At 53.9% G+C, this 16,427-nt stretch carries 16 protein-coding genes; 10 read left to right on the top strand and 6 right to left on the bottom strand.

Features of this window, described 5'->3' with window-relative positions; all coding sequences use genetic code 11:
• The first annotated feature begins 5 nt into the window (after positions 1-5).
• From EH198_RS22365 to EH198_RS22335, 7 genes are all read left to right on the top strand, one after another.
• On the top strand, positions 6-212 hold the full coding sequence (locus EH198_RS22365) for a hypothetical protein (protein WP_124697739.1): 207 nt from the start codon (positions 6-8) through the stop codon (positions 210-212).
• Positions 213-869: 657 nt separating this feature from the next.
• A complete protein-coding gene (locus tag EH198_RS22360; RefSeq protein WP_124697738.1) occupies positions 870-2,069 on the top strand; it encodes a saccharopine dehydrogenase family protein in 1,200 nt (399 codons plus the stop codon).
• An 8-nt stretch (positions 2,070-2,077) separates the two neighbouring features.
• The gene (gene nspC, locus EH198_RS22355) at positions 2,078-3,217 is read left to right on the top strand and encodes a carboxynorspermidine decarboxylase (RefSeq protein ID WP_124697737.1); all 1,140 of its coding nucleotides are present in this window, start codon (positions 2,078-2,080) and stop codon (positions 3,215-3,217) included.
• A 145-nt stretch (positions 3,218-3,362) separates the two neighbouring features.
• Positions 3,363-3,722: a RidA family protein gene (locus EH198_RS22350; RefSeq protein WP_124697736.1), complete on the top strand. Its 360-nt coding sequence runs from the start codon at positions 3,363-3,365 to the stop codon at positions 3,720-3,722.
• Positions 3,723-3,880: 158 nt separating this feature from the next.
• Positions 3,881-4,210: an ArsR/SmtB family transcription factor gene (locus EH198_RS22345; protein WP_124697735.1), complete on the top strand. Its 330-nt coding sequence runs from the start codon at positions 3,881-3,883 to the stop codon at positions 4,208-4,210.
• Positions 4,211-4,312: 102 nt separating this feature from the next.
• The gene (locus tag EH198_RS22340; RefSeq protein ID WP_124697734.1) at positions 4,313-5,425 is read left to right on the top strand and encodes an NADH:flavin oxidoreductase; all 1,113 of its coding nucleotides are present in this window, start codon (positions 4,313-4,315) and stop codon (positions 5,423-5,425) included.
• 251 nt (positions 5,426-5,676) lie between these two features.
• Complete coding sequence (locus EH198_RS22335) at positions 5,677-6,924, top strand: stalk domain-containing protein (protein WP_124697733.1); 1,248 nt, start codon at positions 5,677-5,679, stop codon at positions 6,922-6,924.
• A 141-nt stretch (positions 6,925-7,065) separates the two neighbouring features.
• Here the strand turns inward: EH198_RS22335 and EH198_RS22330 are convergent, their stop codons facing one another.
• The 6 genes from EH198_RS22330 to EH198_RS22305 form a co-directional block, all read right to left on the bottom strand.
• On the bottom strand, positions 7,066-7,665 hold the full coding sequence (locus EH198_RS22330) for an acyl-CoA-like ligand-binding transcription factor (RefSeq protein WP_124697732.1): 600 nt from the start codon (positions 7,663-7,665) through the stop codon (positions 7,066-7,068).
• A 95-nt stretch (positions 7,666-7,760) separates the two neighbouring features.
• The gene (locus EH198_RS22325; RefSeq protein ID WP_124697731.1) at positions 7,761-9,278 is read right to left on the bottom strand and encodes an MFS transporter; all 1,518 of its coding nucleotides are present in this window, start codon (positions 9,276-9,278) and stop codon (positions 7,761-7,763) included.
• A gap of 160 nt (positions 9,279-9,438) precedes the next feature.
• Positions 9,439-10,146, bottom strand: a complete 708-nt coding sequence (locus EH198_RS22320; RefSeq protein WP_124697730.1) for a Crp/Fnr family transcriptional regulator — start codon at positions 10,144-10,146, stop codon at positions 9,439-9,441.
• A gap of 64 nt (positions 10,147-10,210) precedes the next feature.
• Positions 10,211-10,378, bottom strand: a complete 168-nt coding sequence (gene rd, locus EH198_RS22315) for a rubredoxin (RefSeq protein ID WP_124697729.1) — start codon at positions 10,376-10,378, stop codon at positions 10,211-10,213.
• A 28-nt stretch (positions 10,379-10,406) separates the two neighbouring features.
• Positions 10,407-11,642 carry an NAD(P)/FAD-dependent oxidoreductase gene (locus EH198_RS22310; protein WP_124697728.1) on the bottom strand — a complete coding sequence of 412 codons (1,236 nt, stop codon included), beginning with the start codon at positions 11,640-11,642 and terminating at the stop codon, positions 10,407-10,409.
• A 16-nt stretch (positions 11,643-11,658) separates the two neighbouring features.
• Positions 11,659-12,894 carry an FprA family A-type flavoprotein gene (locus tag EH198_RS22305; protein ID WP_124697727.1) on the bottom strand — a complete coding sequence of 412 codons (1,236 nt, stop codon included), beginning with the start codon at positions 12,892-12,894 and terminating at the stop codon, positions 11,659-11,661.
• Between the two features lie 270 nt (positions 12,895-13,164).
• On the opposite strand from EH198_RS22305, the gene EH198_RS22300 reads away from it, so the two are divergent.
• From EH198_RS22300 to EH198_RS22290, 3 genes are all read left to right on the top strand, one after another.
• On the top strand, positions 13,165-14,112 hold the full coding sequence (locus EH198_RS22300) for a radical SAM protein (RefSeq protein WP_124697726.1): 948 nt from the start codon (positions 13,165-13,167) through the stop codon (positions 14,110-14,112).
• Positions 14,113-14,215: 103 nt separating this feature from the next.
• Positions 14,216-14,887, top strand: a complete 672-nt coding sequence (locus EH198_RS22295; RefSeq protein ID WP_124697725.1) for a stalk domain-containing protein — start codon at positions 14,216-14,218, stop codon at positions 14,885-14,887.
• Between the two features lie 305 nt (positions 14,888-15,192).
• Positions 15,193-16,197, top strand: coding sequence for a bile acid:sodium symporter family protein (locus EH198_RS22290; protein WP_246014502.1), 1,005 nt, complete (start codon positions 15,193-15,195; stop codon positions 16,195-16,197).
• Positions 16,198-16,427: the final 230 nt, after the last annotated feature.

Here is a 16,427-nt window from a genome sequence, read left to right as displayed (position 1 = left end):
AGAACATGTTAAATTCACTGCAAGGAGAGAAAGCGGCGGTTTATTTTCTGGACGGTTCCTGCCTGAATGATGGCGTTCTGGAAGAGGTGGGTGAGAAGTTCATCAAATATGTGACCGACTACCAGATTCATTACATTCCGATTACGTCCGTCCGTTCGGTATGTGTGGAGACGAAAGAGCGGCAGCGTCCGCGGGTGGGATTCGGGCAGTAGAAGCTTGATTTCACCCCGTCATGACCATTCAATAGGACCCATCCCCGGGCTGCCGGGAGATTGGGTCCTTGATCGTTTTATCACTGTGTCTGTGTCGTCCCTATTTCCGTAGTCGGGGAACGGGCCAAATTCACCTGAAAAACCTGCACATTAGTAGGAAAATGCCAGCCCCCTACGCCGGCCACTCAAACGCTGGGTTCGGAGCAGCCGCCGATGGGAGGCGCGGAAGCCGAACGGCAGCTCGGTGATGCCGATATGGCCGAAACGATCAGTTCCCGGGTAAAACCCGGCATGCTGTGATCCTAAAGTCGACTGTGATACAATGAATTAATTGATCCATTCAGTATGGCGGCCTCACAAGGGCCGTTTATTTCTGCCGGAAAAGGGTATAGCTAAACTGTAGGCTCTGCCGATTTTATCGTTTTAAAGCGATGAAAAACGGAGGATTACCTTGGATTTTTGAGGATTCCCAAGGAAAATTAGCGTTTGTGTAAATTTATCACGGTATTCGTCGATTTTTATTGATTATTTGCGGCATGTTTTGTATAATCAGCGTTGTTGATTTTTCATAAGCATGCGCTTTCGAAGCGAATTGTGCTGAAATCATATTTTAATGAAGCTGTTTCACCACAAACTTTTTTGAGGAGGTCTTTCATTTTGGGAAAAGCGTTAATTATCGGCGCTGGCGGCGTCGCAAGCGTTGTTGTTCATAAATGCTGCCAGAACCCGGATGTTTTTGAGGAGATCTGTATTGCGAGCAGAACGGTCGAAAAATGCGAAGCTTTGAAAAATAAATTGGACGGAGGCCGCACAAAGATTCAGACGGCCCAGGTTGACGCGGACAATACCGACGAGGTTATTCAACTCATCAAAAGCTTTGGTCCGGACGTCGTTATTAACGTCGCGCTTCCTTACCAGGACCTGACCATTATGGATGCCTGTCTTGCAACGGGTGTGCATTATCTGGATACCGCGAACTACGAGCCGCCGGAAACGGCGAAATTCGAATACAGCTGGCAGTGGGCGTACAAGAAGAAATTTGAAGAAGCCGGCATTATGGCTGTCCTTGGATGCGGCTTTGACCCGGGTGTAACCGGCGTATTCTCGGCCTATGCGCTGAAGCATTATTTTGACGAAATTCATACCATCGATATCGTGGACGCCAACGCGGGTGATCACGGCTATCCGTTCGCGACCAACTTCAACCCGGAGATCAACATCCGCGAAATTACCGCTAACGGACGTTACTACGAGAACGGCGAATGGATCGAAACGCCGCCGCTTTCCGAGAAGAAGGTATACGACCTGCCGGAAATCGGACCGAAGGATATTTACCTGCTGTATCATGAAGAGCTGGAATCCCTGGCCAAAAATATTACGGGAATCAAGAAAATCCGCTTCTGGATGACCTTCTCCCAAAACTACCTGACTCACCTGAAGGTTCTGGAGAACGTCGGCATGACCTCAATCGAGCCGATTATGTTCGAAGGCAAAGAAATCATTCCGCTGCAGTTCCTGAAGGCGGTTCTGCCGGACCCGGCGTCGCTCGGACCGAGAACGAAGGGCAAGACGAACATCGGCATCATCGCTCAAGGCACCAAAGACGGCGAGCCGAAGAATTACTACGTCTACAATGTATGCGACCATCAGGAATGCTATCGTGAAGTAGGCTCCCAAGCCATTTCCTACACAACGGGCGTACCGGCCATGATCGGCGCTATGCTGATGATCAAGGGCACCTGGATGAAGCCGGGCGTATATAATGTGGAAGAGCTTGACCCGGATCCATTTATGGAGCTGCTGAATACTAAAGGACTGCCGTGGCAGGAAGATTTCTCGCCTACGCTGTTGGATTAGGAAGAACGATGAAAGAGATCAATTTCAGCGCGGTTCCTACACCAAGTTACGTTGTAGACGAAAGGCTTCTTGTCAAAAATCTTGAGCTGCTGAACTATGTTCAAGAGCGTACGGGCGCGCATATCCTGCTGGCCCAAAAAGGCTTCTCCATGCATGCTCTCTATCCGCTGGTAGGGAAATATCTGAAAGGCGTCACTTCCAGCTCCTTGTTTGAAGCCCGTCTCGGCTATGAGGAAATGGGCAAAGAGGTTCACGCCTACGCTCCGGCGTATGTGGACTCGGAATTTGACGAGCTGATGAAGTACAGCGATCATCTGGTTTTTAACTCCTTTGACCAGTGGAATCGCTATAAGGAGAAGGTTCAGAGCGCTTCAAAGCACATCAGCTGCGGCATCCGCGTGAATCCCGAGTATTCCGAAATCGAGATTCCGCTGTACGATCCCTGCTACAACAACTCCAGACTGGGCGTGACGCTGGACAACTTCCGGCCGGAGGAGCTGGACGGTATCGAGGGTCTGCATTTCCATACGATGTGCGAGCAGAACTCGGATACACTGGAGCGGACGATCAAGGTCGTGGACGAGAAATTTGGCCCCTATCTGAAAGGCATGAAGTGGCTGAACTTCGGCGGCGGGCATCATATTACGCGTTCCGATTACGATGTGGAGACGCTTGTGCGCTGTATTTTATATATGAAGGAAAAATACAATGTCCAGATTTACCTGGAGCCGGGCGAAGCCATCGCCCTGAATACCGGATATCTGGTGGCGACAGTGCTGGACGTGGTCAAGAACGGCATGGAAATCGCCATTCTCGACACCTCGGCGGAATGCCATATGCCCGATGTGCTGGCCATGCCTTACCGGCCGAACATCATCGGCGCCGGGCAGCCGGGCGAGTATGAGCATACGTATCGCCTTGGCGGACTGACCTGTCTCGCAGGCGACATTATCGGCGATTATTCGTTTAAGCAGCCGCTGAAGAACGGCGACCGTCTCGTATTCCTCGACATGGCGCATTACACGATGGTCAAGAACCATATGTTCAACGGCGTCAACCTGCCTTCGATCGTGTCCTACAACGAAGAAGAAGGCATCAAGGTGATCCGCACCTTCGGCTATGAGGATTACAGCGGCCGGTTGTCGTAAGTCTAAGGTAAACTTAATATTGAATTAACGGAAAAGGGCAGCCTGGCGGCTGTCTTTTTTCATGTAAAATAGAGGTTGTATTACGAACATATGTTTGGTAAAATGGGCATACGCAATTATTTTCCACCGGAAAGGGATGTTTGGGATGATTGTTAGAACGCCATCGCATTATGGAGATGATACCTGCTCATCTTACGTATCGGCAGGGGATTTTATCTTTCTCTCGCATCACGCAGGCGGGCATGAATCAGATGATATCGTACACCAAATGCAAGCCAGCTTTGACAGCTTGACGTCTACCTTGGAATCGGCCGGAGCTACATTTGACGATATTATCCAGATCAATCTGTATCTCAAGAATATTAAGGATTTCAGCGCGGCGAAGGATGTGTTTTATAAATATTTCAAGAAGGATCATTTTCCTGCGCGAATGACGACGACTACAGATTTCGTGAACGAGGCATGCCTATGTATGCTGGACGCCATTGCTTATAGAAGCAGTTAAGCTTTACATATAAAAAGGGCGCTTTTTAACGCTCATCAAATTTTAACAGGTCTCCCGGCGGAATGCGCAGTCTGAATAAATAATGTGTTTATGATTATTCTCAAAGGTAGAACTTTTGGTATACTGGGAACAAATCAACCAAGAATGGGTGTCGAGTAATGAAAAATGAAGATATTCTTGCGGTACTGAAGGCTCTGTCTAATGAGACTCGCCTCAACATCCTTTGCTGGCTGCGGGAGCCGGAAAAAATGAATGAGAATCTGCCTAATGTCATTAAAGAAGAGTTCCCGGGCGGTGTCTGCGTGGGAAGCATTCAGGAAAAATCCGGTCTCGCGCAGTCGGTCATCTCCTCATACCTGTCATCTATGCAGAAGGCCGGACTGCTGGAGTCCCGCCGCTATGGCCAATGGACCTATTACAGACGAAATGAAGAAGCGATCACAGCCTTTTTGGAGGGCTTTGCGGCCGGACTGCAGGCGAAGAAGTAGCAGCCCTGGAGGATTTCTCCGTATAGCTTGCATTTCCATCGATTAATCTATATATTTGTATTTACATATTAATACTTTTTATATATAGGAGGAGAGAATGAGATGACTGTATCCAATACTGCTGCGGCTCTGTTCAAGCCTTTTGAAGGCGGCCGACTTAAGCTTGAAAATCGTATTGTCATGGCGCCGATGACCCGATCCTTTTCGCCAACAGGCGTTCCAGGTCCAGACGTGGCCGGATATTACCGCCGGAGGGCGGAAAACGGCGTCGGTCTCATCATCACCGAAGGAACAGTCATTAACCATCCTGCTGCGGCTGCTGACCACGGCGTGCCGCATTTTTACGGGGAGGAAGCTCTAGAAGGATGGGCGCGCGTCGTTCGCGAAGTTCATGAAGCGGGCGGCAAAATCGCTCCGCAAATTTGGCATACCGGAACCGCCCGCGAGCGGAAGAAATTCCCGGATTCGAATGCCGACCCGATCGGGCCGTCAGGCCTCAGCCTGACCGGTGAGCAGGTATCAGAACCGCTGACGGTTGAAGAGATTCGCGGTCTCGTACAGGCTTATGCCCAGGCCGCTGCCGACGCGAAGAGCGTTGGCTTTGACGCGGTGGAGATCCACGGCGCGCACGGCTATCTCATTGACCAGTTCTTCTGGGACTTTACCAATAAGCGTACGGATGAGTATGGCGGCGACCTGGTTGGCCGCACCCGCTTCGCGGTGGAGATCATCGAGGCGGTGCGAGCTGCGGTCGGCCCTGACTTCCCGATTATCTTCCGTTTCTCCCAGTGGAAGCCGGTCAATTACGGCGCCAAGCTTGCAGCGAACCCGGAGGAGCTGGAGCGCTTCCTCGCGCCGTTGTCTGCGGCAGGCGTCGATATTTTCCATGCCTCCACTCGCCGCTTCTGGGAACCGGAGTTCGAGGGCTCGGACCTCAATCTGGCGGGCTGGACTCGCAAGCTGACCGGCAAGCCGGCTATTACCGTAGGCTCTATCGGCCTGGACTCCGATTTCACAAGCCTGTTCGAGGAGGGCAAGGGCGGGCAGTATGCCGGCATTGACAACCTGATCGAGCGTCTGGAGCACGGAGAGTTCGACCTCGTCGCCGTCGGTCGAGCACTGCTGACTGACCCCGCTTGGGCGGCCAAGATCCGCAACGATCGCATCGAAGAACTGCAGCCCTTCAAGCGGGAGGATCTTGCTACGCTGAGCTGATTCAACGCCGATTGACCCGCAGTAGACGGCAAAATTCCAAGGCCTTTTCGGATTCAGTCCGAAAGGGCCTTTTTTCAATGTACGCCCAGCATGGGCGTCATCTTTAGGGTGAAAAGTCCCAAACGGCGGTCGGCGAGCGCCTGTGGCGTCGTTACATTTATAAAAATTCCCTGAAAAATGGCAACTATATGCTTCCTAAAGCGTTTAAAGATAGGGTTGCTATTTTTATAGGGAACAGGAGAATTGGACTAATGAAGCATTGGGGAAAAATATTGCTGTGCGGCGCGCTATTGCTGGGGAGCGCCCCGGCGGCCGCGCCGGGGACCGCTTCGGCGGCCGGTGGAGTCGGCATTATTCTGGACGGCTATCCGCTGCCTTTTCCGGTGGAGCCATCGGTTATGAATGGCACGACGATGGTGCCGTTCCGGGCCATTTCCGAAGCGCTGGGAATTACGGTGCTGTGGAATCAGAGCGCGAAGCAAATTACCGCCTCCAGATTGGACAAAGCGGGAGTGAAAAAGGTGGTTCTGACGCTTGGCAGCAAGACAGCGCTGGTGAACGGCGGTTCCGCGAAGCTGGCCGTTGCGCCGCAGACGATACGCGGGACAACGATGATCCCGCTGAGTTTCTTCAGCCAGCAGTTTGGCGCGAAAGTATCGTGGAACCAGTTGACGAAGACAGTGTCGATCACGTCGCCGAAGACGGAGATGTACACACTAGGCTTTTATGCGATTTCCTCTTACAGCGAATATGCGCTGCTTCCGGATTTTGACGCGATGGCGTTCGGATGGAGCCGGCTGGACAAGAACGGCGAGCTGACCACCACGGGCGCGGATCACTACTGGCCGCAGGCAGACGGCGACATTACGCCGGAATATATGGTGCAGAACGCAGACACCGGAGGAACAACGCCATATCTTATGGTCTATTCCGGAGACGACGGCCTGGAAGTGACCAAGAACCTGGAGGACAAGGCGCTTCAGGAGAGAACGATCGCGAATATTATGGAGCTGGCCGTGCAAAAGGGCTTCAAAGGCATCATGCTGGATCTGGAGGGTCTCGGCATGACTGGAGACAAGGCGAAGGCTGCTGCGGAGTATAACGCTTTTGTGAAGAATCTGTCCGGCAAAGCGCGCGCGCAGGGGCTTAAGCTCAGCATCGCCGTCCATCCGATCAACAGTTCTTACACCGGCTACGATTACAAGACGCTCGCGTCTTTGGCCGACGATTTGATTGTGATGGCTTACGCCTACGAGGACGAAAAACGCCCCGAACCGACGGCCAAAGTAGACGAGGCGATCCGGCTCGCCCTGAAGCAGACGACGAAGGACAAGCTGGTGCTGGGCGTCTCTCTCTACAGCGAGAACGAAAGCTCCGTCAATACGAAGATCGGCCTTGCCAAGCGTTACGGTCTGAAAGGGATTGCCGTTTGGCGTCTGGGCCTGATCGGCCAAAAGGCGTGGAATGAGATGAACAAGTCGGTGGAATTAAGCGAGTAATTTAGCGAATAGTTAAGTGAATAAGACGAACGAGGCTGTCCCGAAGGTGATACTTAAAATCTTCGGACAGCCTCGTTTAGTTTACAGACGCCGCGCGGCGCCCGAGAATCCAGGCAGGCGTTGTCAGAGCCGGACGCTGTATCAAAGCGGGAACCCGGCTTGCATATGCGCCAGAGATTCATCCAGTATCTCCAAAAAATCCATTTCCGGGTGTTCGACATAATACATCTGCGCGGAAATGACCAAACCGATAACAGCAGCGGCCACATTACGGACCTTCAGCTCGCCCGCTTCGCGTCCCGCGCGTTCGGCAATAATGCCGGCCACCATCTCGGTAGTTCCGGCAATTTGGTGAATCATCGCGATGCGCAGTTCGGGTACGGACATGACCAGCGAGACCCGCTCCCAGATGCCGCCCTGTTCCTCCTCGGGAATTTGCAGGAAGCCTTCGCGGACGGCATTCCGGAATGCCTGGACGGCGTCCAGTTCGGGAGGCTGGTTCCGGTACGTTTCAATTAGCAGCGGATCGTAGTCATCCTCCAGCACAACAGCTTCTTTTGTCGCGAAATACCGGAAAAAAGTACTGGGCGAAATTTCGGCGGCTTCGGCAATCTGTTCCACCGTGGTGGCCTGATAGCCCTGCTCGCGGAACAGCCGCAGCGCGTTCTGCTGAATTGAGGCCTTCGTCTTGATCTTCTTTCGTTCACGCAGTCCGACCTTCGGCCGAGTTAAATCCGGCACGGCAATCCCTCCATCAACCCTTTTCAGCGGGACTCCGGAAGAGGAGCCCTCTCTCCAGTGTACCTTTTTTTTCGGGAGAGGGACAACCCCGGTGTTCAAATAAGCTCTGCAGAAGGCGCGTCGGCCTCCTTGCGGACAGCTTGGCGGGGAAGGAAAAGGAGAGCAAGCAGGAAGCTGACCGCCGCAATGCCTCCGCAGATCCACAGCATCGTATCCATCCCATGGACAAAAGCGGACCGGACAGCGGCGAGGAGCGTTTCTGAGCCGGTCTGCCGCGCCGCAGCGGCTCCAGCGGATACGCTTTGCTTGATCGTGTCCGCGGTTTGACTATCGAGTCCGCCGAGCGCGAGATTGCCGCGGTAGGTCGAGTTAAGCGCCGCCCCCAGCAGGGCTACCCCTACGGCTCCTCCGACTTGGCGCATCGCCATGATTAGAGCAGAGCCGACGCCGCTCCGCTCCGCAGACAGCTCGCCGAGCGCGGAGTCCATGGCGGTAGGCAGCACGAATCCAAGGCCAAGCCCGGCAACGGTGATCCAGAGAGCAGCGAATCCGTAGCCGGTATCCAGGCCGGTGGCTGTCCCGACAACAAGCCCGGCCGTCATGAACGCAAAGCCCCCCGCGGCGGTGTACTTTGCGCCAAGCCGGGGAAGAAGAGCCTGGGCTGCCTTTGCTCCAACCAGCAGCCCGCCGATCATGGGGAGAAGGCGGAGCCCGGTGCCTAAAGCATCTGCCCCGTTAACGGCCTGAAAATATTGGGGCATCACAAAGAGCAGGCCAAACATGGCGAAGGATACGCTGGTGGCAAGAATCGTGCCCCAAGTAAAGCTGGGAGACCGGAAAAGAGACAGCTCGATCAGTGGATGCTTCGTCCGGCGCTGCCAAAGAATAAAGGCCGTCAGAATCAAAGCCCCCACAATCAGCGTGCCGAGCGTTCCCGGATTTCCCCAGCCGTGTTCACCGGCACGGATCACTCCGTAGGTAACACCGGTGAGACCCAGGCTGGAAGCGAGAACGCCGGGAATATCAAGACGGGGGCGCACAGCGCTGCGCGATTCCGGCATAAGCAGCGTGACGGCGATCAACGCGACGGCGATCAGCGGGAGGTTGAGCAGAAAGACGGAGCCCCAGCTGTAATGCTTGAGCAGCCAGCCGCCGAGGATGGGACCCAGTGGGATGCCGAGCATATTGGCGGAAGCCCAGATGATCATGGCCTTGGTCCGTTCCGCCCCGGTGAACATCACCGGCAGCACGGACATCGACAGCGGAACCAGAAACGCCGCGCCGAGCCCGAGCAGCGACCGCATGCCGATCATCATAGCGGGAGTGCCGGAGTAGGCGCATGCCGCCGAAGCGGCGCCGAACAAGACAAGAGCGAATAGAAGCAGCTTTTTTCGTCCGTAACGGTCGCCCAGCATGCCGGCTGGAAGCAGCATGGCGGCCAGCACCAAATTATAAGAATCCAAAATCCACTGAAGTTGGCCCGTCGATGCCTGCATATCCACGGCCAGTGTCGGCAATGCCACATTCAGAACGGTCATATCCAGCCCGACAGCGAGCAGACCGAAGGTGAGCGCGAAGAGGACCCACCATTTCGATCTTAAAGAACCTGTCATATAGATAAACCACCTTTCAAAAAAATGAATTCGATAATGGCATTCTATATAAAATGATAGTAACTGTCAAATAAAATATTATTTCATATTTACACACAGAAAAAGAACATAAAAAACGGGTGTCAAGCCAAACGGCATGACACCCGTATCTCTTTCTTCGCTAATCCAAATACTTCTCCATGGCGGCCGGATCTTTCAGAATCATCCGCTTATTGCCGATGAGCTTGATCAGCTTCAGTTCCTCGAAACGGGCGAATTTACGGCTGATCGTCTCCCGGGTCACACCGACATAATTGGCCATTTCTTCCCGGGACAGGGGAAGCTGAATGTCCAGACTGCCGTCCCGCAGCTTGCCGTATTTTACACTAAGCTCCAGAATCATATGGGCGATCCGGATTTCCGGATCTTTGGTCGCAAGGCTCTGCGCCAAATTTTCCGTATGGGCGAGGCGCTGGGTAACGGCCTTCAGCAGCCGGAGCGAAATATCCGGATTCGCGGTAATAATCGTCTCCATATCGGCCCGGGTCAGTTTGCAGATATCGGTGTCCTGCAGCGCATACGCGCTGAAGTTGCTGAGCTCCCCGCCGCCAAAAATGCTGAGCTCGCCGAAAAACTCGCCCGCCGTCAAAATGCGCAAAATTTGCTCCTTCCCCTGGGGGGTCATTTTGGACAATTTCACATGGCCCCGGCGAATAATAAAGAGCGTATCCGAAGGTTGCTCTTCCAGAATCAGCGGCTGTCCCTTAACATATTTACGATGCTTGATCATAGCTCCGATGCGGGACAGATCCTGATCGGTGAGCGAAGCAAAGATCGGTACCTTCCGGGTGCAGGGCTCAGCGGCGTATTGGCATGAATGCTCGGTCATCTCTCATCACTCCTGTTATCACGGTTTGGGCTCCGGTCTTTGCTTCATGAAAAGGCGCTTAAGCTTACGCGCCCCCGACCGGCGCGAAATGATCTTTATCCTCGCCGCAGACGGGGCAGACCCAATCTTCGGGCAGATCTTCAAAAGCGGTTCCCGGAGCGACATCCTCGTCGGGATCGCCAACCGCCGGATCGTATATATAACCGCAAGGCTCGCAGATGTATTTTTTCATCTTACTCATCTCCTGAATGTAATTTGGGTTAGGCGCTGCATGTCTTCCCGCTCAGCCGGGACTTCACTTCGTCCATGACCGAGGCTATATCCATACCGGCAAGGTTCATGCCTTCAAGCCCGATTTTCCGCTCGACGGCTTCCTTGTAGCTCAGGGAGGCGGCTGCGCCCTCCCAGGAAACGGCGCCGATTATTGTGTTCTCTTTCACAAAGATGGCCGTATACACTCCGTTTTGCTCGCCGGTCAGCATGAGGTCGCACCGGTCTTCATCGACCGTTCCGATGGAGAACAGCGAGATGCCGAAGGCGTTGAACAGAGTAACAGGCACCGCTTTGACGTAGACTTCCTGGTCGTCGGCAGCCATGTTGAAGCCCGCCGTACGCCCCTGTTCGAGCGCTCCGCCCCAAAGCCCCTCCACATGGCCGTTCAGTTCGGCTACGTCTCCGGCGGCATAAATACCCGCTATACTGGTTTCCAGGCGGTCGTTCACAACGATGCCGTTCCGAACCTCAAGGTCCGTATCTTTGACAATGGACGTATTCGGCTGGATGCCTATGGAATAGACAACATGATCGCAGGGAACCTGAGAGCCGTCTTCCAGCCGGATTCCCTGAACCGATCCGGTTCCCTCGATGGCGGCAACGCCGGAATGCAGGCGGACCGTGACGCCGGAGCTTTCCAGCTCCAAACGGAGGCGCTCCGAGGAATGGCGGTCCAACTGGCGGGCCATCAGTCGGGGAGAGGCTTCGATGACGGTTACCGCGTAACCGGCTTCACGCAGCGCCCATGCCGTTTCCAGGCCCTGAACGCCTCCTCCGATTACGGCGACGCGGCTGCCGCTTGTAAGGCCTGACTTGAGCGTATCGGCATCCTTCATGTCCCGAATCGAATGAACCCCGTGGAGTCCGGCTCCCGGAACGGGGAACGCGCGGTTCCGGGCTCCCATGCACAGGAGAAGCTTGCCGTACTCCCACGTTCTTCCATCTTCGGTCTCGATCTGGCGGAGATCCGGACGGAGAGCTACGACGCGCGTGGATGTACACACGGTTATCCGGTTGGCGAGATACCATTTTTCTTTTTTAATCAGCACCTTTTCACTGTGCAGGTCGGTGAACAGGCCCTTAGTCAGCTTGATCCGGCTGTAAGGAAGATGATTCTCTTCGCCGAAAATGATAATTTCCGTTACTTCGTCCCGGTCCCGGATCGCCTTTGCCGCATGAACGGCAGCCACCCCGCCGCCTATAATGACATATGGTTTCGTCATGAACGCTTCCTCCTTTCTAAAATGAGCTCAGCAGCAGGTCTGAAACGAATTCCGCCGCATGTCTGATTTTTTGTTCTTTCTCGGGTTCTTTGGGCGAGAAACGGACTCTTACCGGAAATTCAACATGGGTCATCCCGGTCGTCTTGATAACTCCCGAAGTGCTCTGCACGCTCATGTTGGTCCCGTTCAGATAGTCCTGGATTACCTCGATCGCTTCCCCGCTCCATCCGTATGAGCCAAAGGCGGCGGCCAGCTTGCCTTCAAGGTTCATCGTCTGCATCTGCTCCAAAATCGGCTCCAGATTTCCGATCATATCCGCATACCGGGTGGAGCTGCCTACGAAGACGGCATCGGCTGCCGTGACGCTGGCCAGAATATCCGCCGCATCCGCTTTGTCGGCATCCCAGACCGCTGTCTCGATTCCATTCTCCTGAAGGGAATCCTGCAGAATTATAGCCATTTTCCGTGTATTGTTCTTGATGGTGGTATAGACGATGGCGGCTTTTTTTCCTTGAGTCGTTTCACGGCTCAATTCGGCGTACAGGTCGATAAATTTGCGCACATCCTGACGGATGACGAATCCGTGGGAGGGGGCGATCATTTCGATCTCAAGGTCCTTGACCGCTTCGATCAGTGTTCTTACATATCTGCGGTGCGGATGGATAATGGCGCTGTAATAGCCCTTGAAATCTTCGGTAATATCAAAGCCGGCTTCGTCAGCGAACAGGCGCTTAGCCGCGACATGCGTGCTGAAAATATCGCACGGGAACAGTATTTTATCTTCGATGCAGTAGGTGATCATCGTTTCCGCTGTGTGAAGGTAAGGCGTTTCTTTAAACAGCAGCGTCTTGCCGCCGATGTCCAGCGTGTCTCCGTCTTTTACAACAAGGAAGTTCCGGTTGTGAAGCTTGTACATTTCCTGAAGCTCCGGTACAGCGATTTCCGTGCAAACGATGACGGCATTGACTGCTTTTCCCGCGAGTGCGGCCAGTCCGCCGGAATGGTCGGGTTCGGTATGGTTGATCACAATATAATGAATGTCCAGCGGATCGATCATTTCAGCCAGTTGTTCCGCATACTCCCGTCCAAACTCCATATCAACGGTGTCGATGACGGTGGGCTTGCCCGTTTTTAATAAATAGGAATTATAGGTGGTGCCCTTTGCCAGCACGAGACGGTGGAACGGAACTTCACGGTCGTCTATTTTTCCGACCCAATAGGTGTTATCGGCGATCTTGAGATTTGCAATCATATAATTTGACCTCCTGTAGGTTGATTGGTTGACCAGCAAATTCATTGTATCCGGGCAGCCGTTCAAAAAAGAGGATTTGAATCAAATTTTGAAAGTTTCAGGATGAGGCTTGGCGTTTCTTTCATAGTTTTACTATACATGAACGGTATTTGGAGGTAGTGCGCCTGATCACGAAAAAAGTCACATATTCCGGGAGCGTAAACCGCTATAATCACTTAGGTTCAAGCATCGGGCGAAGCCCACAAATACTTCTCGGGAGGACCTAAGAGCATGACCTACAAATCACTGGAGCTTGTCAAACCGCAAACTTGGGAGCTGGAGGGGCTGGAAATCGGCGTTACGTCGAACTGCAACTTCCGCTGCGACTACTGCTGCGCATATAAACGGAACGACGGGCAGGGCCTTGAGGGGAAAGAGATTATCCGAATTCTTGAAGAGCTTCCTTCTTTAAAAAGAGTCCGCCTTTCCGGCGGTGAAGTAACGCTGAAGTTCGACGATTGTCTGGAGGTGGTCGCATACTGCGCATCAAGAGGAATCCAGACGCAGCTTAATTCCAACGGCAGTCTGCTGAGCGCGGCGAGAATTGACAAGCTTGCCCTCGCGGGACTGACGACCATACATATTTCGTTTAATTTCACTTCGGCAGATGAATTCTCGCGGTATTACAACATCCATCCTAACGTGTACAAAAAAATCAGGGAGAACATCTCGCTGTTCGCGAAGACGGAAGTGGACACTGTGCTGGAAACGCTGCTGTTCAGCGAGACCGAGCATCGTATGCGGGAAATCAGCGAGCATGTCTACTCCATGGGCGTCCGCACGCACGAAATTCAGAACAGTATCGTTATGGACCACACCGGCTGGAAATCGATTGCGGCCCGGGAGGCGCTTAAACAAGCAGTCAACGATCTGATTGCCCACAAAAAAGAGGATACCGTGCTGTACTTCACCTGCATGGACCGGTTCATGGAAGCGCTCGGCTTCCGGGAGCAGCCCGGCGTTTATTTTCCGCACTGCATTGAGGGCAAGACCCAGCTGCATCTGCACGGCAATGGCGATATATTGATCTCCGAATTATGCCATCCGGTCGTTATCGGAAATATTTACGAAGGGACTTCACTTAAAGATATTTATAAACCGATGCCGGCGGAACTGGAACGCTTTCTGGACCGCCAGCCTTGCCCCGCGCTGGATGCGCTGTTTCCGCAGGGAGTCTAGACTTCCCGACGGACGCGTTCCGGAGCGATTAGCCTTTTTCCGAATGTGTTAATGATAAAGAGATTGTAAGATTCATCATTTCTTGGGACGGGAGAGGATACTTGTGAAAAAGAAGTGGTTCATTGCGGGTCTGACGACCGCTATGCTGGCGTCCGGCTCGGCGGGAGTCTTCGCCGGGGCCAATTTGCAGCAGATCAAGGCGTATCTCAATCACAGCCTTCGCATTGAGGTGAACGGCTCCGCTTATAAGCTCAAGGACGGGAACGGCAAGACGCTGACGCCGATCACATATGGCGGATTGACCTATCTGCCGACCCGGGCGCTCGCGGATGCACTCGATATTCCGATTGCGTATGACGCGGCCAATCAGAAGGTGAAGATCGGTTCCACATCCGGGTCGGCGGCAAGCGGGTCGGGCGGAAGTACGGCAAGCGGCGGAAGCTCGTCCGAGAGCAAGGAGCGCCCGCAGTATCTGCCGCTCGATTTTCCGGTTCCTTACGATGCCGTAATTACGGTTTCTTCGGATTCCGTTCTTGGAGGAGTACGGCAGTCGAAGCTGACGTATTATACGCAGGAAACGCTGGATACGATGGGAATGGTCTATTCGGAGTACGTTCGAATCAAGGGCCTCGGCGAAGGAACACAGAGCGTGACTTCGAGCTCGATTTCAATAAAGGGACGGCTCGGAGGAACTAGCCCTTTGACCATTAATGGGGCGGCGTCCAAGACGAAAAAAGGATATAACGAATTTACGGTCAGTTGGTCGGAAAGCTGACACTCCGCCAATCGGCAGCCGATATAGACAGGCCGTCAGGGCCGTTTCCCAAGCGCAGCAGCGCATCGGGGGACGGCCCTGACGGCGTTTTGCAAGGGGCGAGCCGTCTCAAGATGGCCGTCTCAGTAATAATGACCAGTCGGCATTCCGCCGTAAATTCTTCCCGGAACTGCCGCCGTGCCTGTAATAAGCCACGGTTTCGACATCTCATAAAGCTTAAAATCTGTTATGATTTGGGTATGCGAAACCGGGCAAACCCTATCGAGACAACAGGTCGGATTACGTACACACAGGGGGGGAGATCATTGTCTTTGCGCGATGGACTGATGCGGTCCAATTCTTTTCTGGAAAAAATCATGCCGCTGCTCACGCCAAGCGCGATTGCGTTCGGTGTCTTGAACGAGAGCCGGCTGCTGCCGTATGCATGGCTGGTGCCTTGGATTTTTGCCGTGATGACCCTGGTCGGCAGTTTGAAATCCAACATCTGGGATTTGCTCGCCGTACTGGCGAAGCCGAAGCGTTTGATCATTCTGATGATTATTCTTCATGTCATTATGCCGGTCGTCGGCTGGCTTGCCGCAAGGGCGGTCTTTCTGGACGATCCCTATACGGTGACGGGCTATGTGCTTCTATTTGCCATTCCGACCGGTGTGGTCAGCGTTGTCTGGGTGTCGATATACGGCGGAAATATCGCGCTTACGCTGGCGCTGATCCTGATCGACACGCTGCTGTCGCCGCTGATTGTGCCGGGCACGCTGCATCTTTTGATGGGCACGAGCATCGAAATCCGGCTGTGGGATATGATGAAAGGACTGCTGTACATGATTGTTGCCCCTTCCGTTGTGGGCATGCTGCTGAACCAGTGGACCAAGGGGCGGGTGAACAAGGTATGGGGGCCGCCGCTTGCGCCCTTTGTGAAGCTGGGGCTGTTCGCCGTGGTGGCTATCAACGGGGCAGGCATCGCCCGCTATCTGAAGCATCCGGACGGCCAGCTGTTTATCATCATATCCGTCACCTTCGCGACGGTTGTGCTCGGTTATGTCATCGGGGCGCTGACGGCCCGGCGCTTCCGCTGGAACTACGAGGACTCGGTTGCCGTCCAGTTCAATTCGGGTATGCGCAATCTCAGCGCGGGAGCGGTTCTGGCGCTGAAGTATTTCCCGCCGGCCGTCGCGCTGCCGGTTATTTCCGGCATGCTGTTTCAGCAGATTCTGGCGTCGCTATCGGGGCTATTCCTTCGGATCAGCGCGCGGCGTGCGGCTGATTCAAAAGCGGTGCTTGCCGCTTCCGAAGCTTTCCGAACGCTGTGAGTGTGTCCGCGTATGCCATATCATCCTGTTGGCCGCCGCGCGGGGATAGAAAAGAGGGCTGCTGCCCGCAAGCCGTTGATCGGCAGAGGCGGCAGCCCTCTTTTTATAGTGCGCCCGGCATGGGCGATAACTAGGCGGTGAAAGTCCGCTACAGGCTTGGCAGTAGGAACTGTTAGCCAAAGGCAAGGGTGTCCGTCGCGAGGCGGAATCTGAAGGAAGCTGGAGGCAAA

The sequence above is a fragment of the Paenibacillus rhizophilus genome, assembly GCF_003854965.1.
Lineage (GTDB): Bacteria > Bacillota > Bacilli > Paenibacillales > Paenibacillaceae > Paenibacillus_AQ > Paenibacillus_AQ rhizophilus.
This window is presented reverse-complemented; position numbering and strand designations above follow the sequence as displayed.

Coding starts and splice junctions, on each gene's coding strand:
- EH198_RS22365 (WP_124697739.1), top strand. CDS start 6: ATGTTAAATTCACTGCAAGGAGAGAAAGCGGCGGTTTATTTTCTGGAC.
- nspC (WP_124697737.1), top strand. CDS start 2,078: ATGAAAGAGATCAATTTCAGCGCGGTTCCTACACCAAGTTACGTTGTA.
- EH198_RS22350 (WP_124697736.1), top strand. CDS start 3,363: ATGATTGTTAGAACGCCATCGCATTATGGAGATGATACCTGCTCATCT.
- EH198_RS22345 (WP_124697735.1), top strand. CDS start 3,881: ATGAAAAATGAAGATATTCTTGCGGTACTGAAGGCTCTGTCTAATGAG.
- EH198_RS22340 (WP_124697734.1), top strand. CDS start 4,313: ATGACTGTATCCAATACTGCTGCGGCTCTGTTCAAGCCTTTTGAAGGC.
- EH198_RS22335 (WP_124697733.1), top strand. CDS start 5,677: ATGAAGCATTGGGGAAAAATATTGCTGTGCGGCGCGCTATTGCTGGGG.
- EH198_RS22325 (WP_124697731.1), bottom strand. CDS start 9,278: ATGACAGGTTCTTTAAGATCGAAATGGTGGGTCCTCTTCGCGCTCACC.
- EH198_RS22320 (WP_124697730.1), bottom strand. CDS start 10,146: ATGACCGAGCATTCATGCCAATACGCCGCTGAGCCCTGCACCCGGAAG.
- rd (WP_124697729.1), bottom strand. CDS start 10,378: ATGAAAAAATACATCTGCGAGCCTTGCGGTTATATATACGATCCGGCG.
- EH198_RS22310 (WP_124697728.1), bottom strand. CDS start 11,642: ATGACGAAACCATATGTCATTATAGGCGGCGGGGTGGCTGCCGTTCAT.
- EH198_RS22305 (WP_124697727.1), bottom strand. CDS start 12,894: ATGATTGCAAATCTCAAGATCGCCGATAACACCTATTGGGTCGGAAAA.
- EH198_RS22300 (WP_124697726.1), top strand. CDS start 13,165: ATGACCTACAAATCACTGGAGCTTGTCAAACCGCAAACTTGGGAGCTG.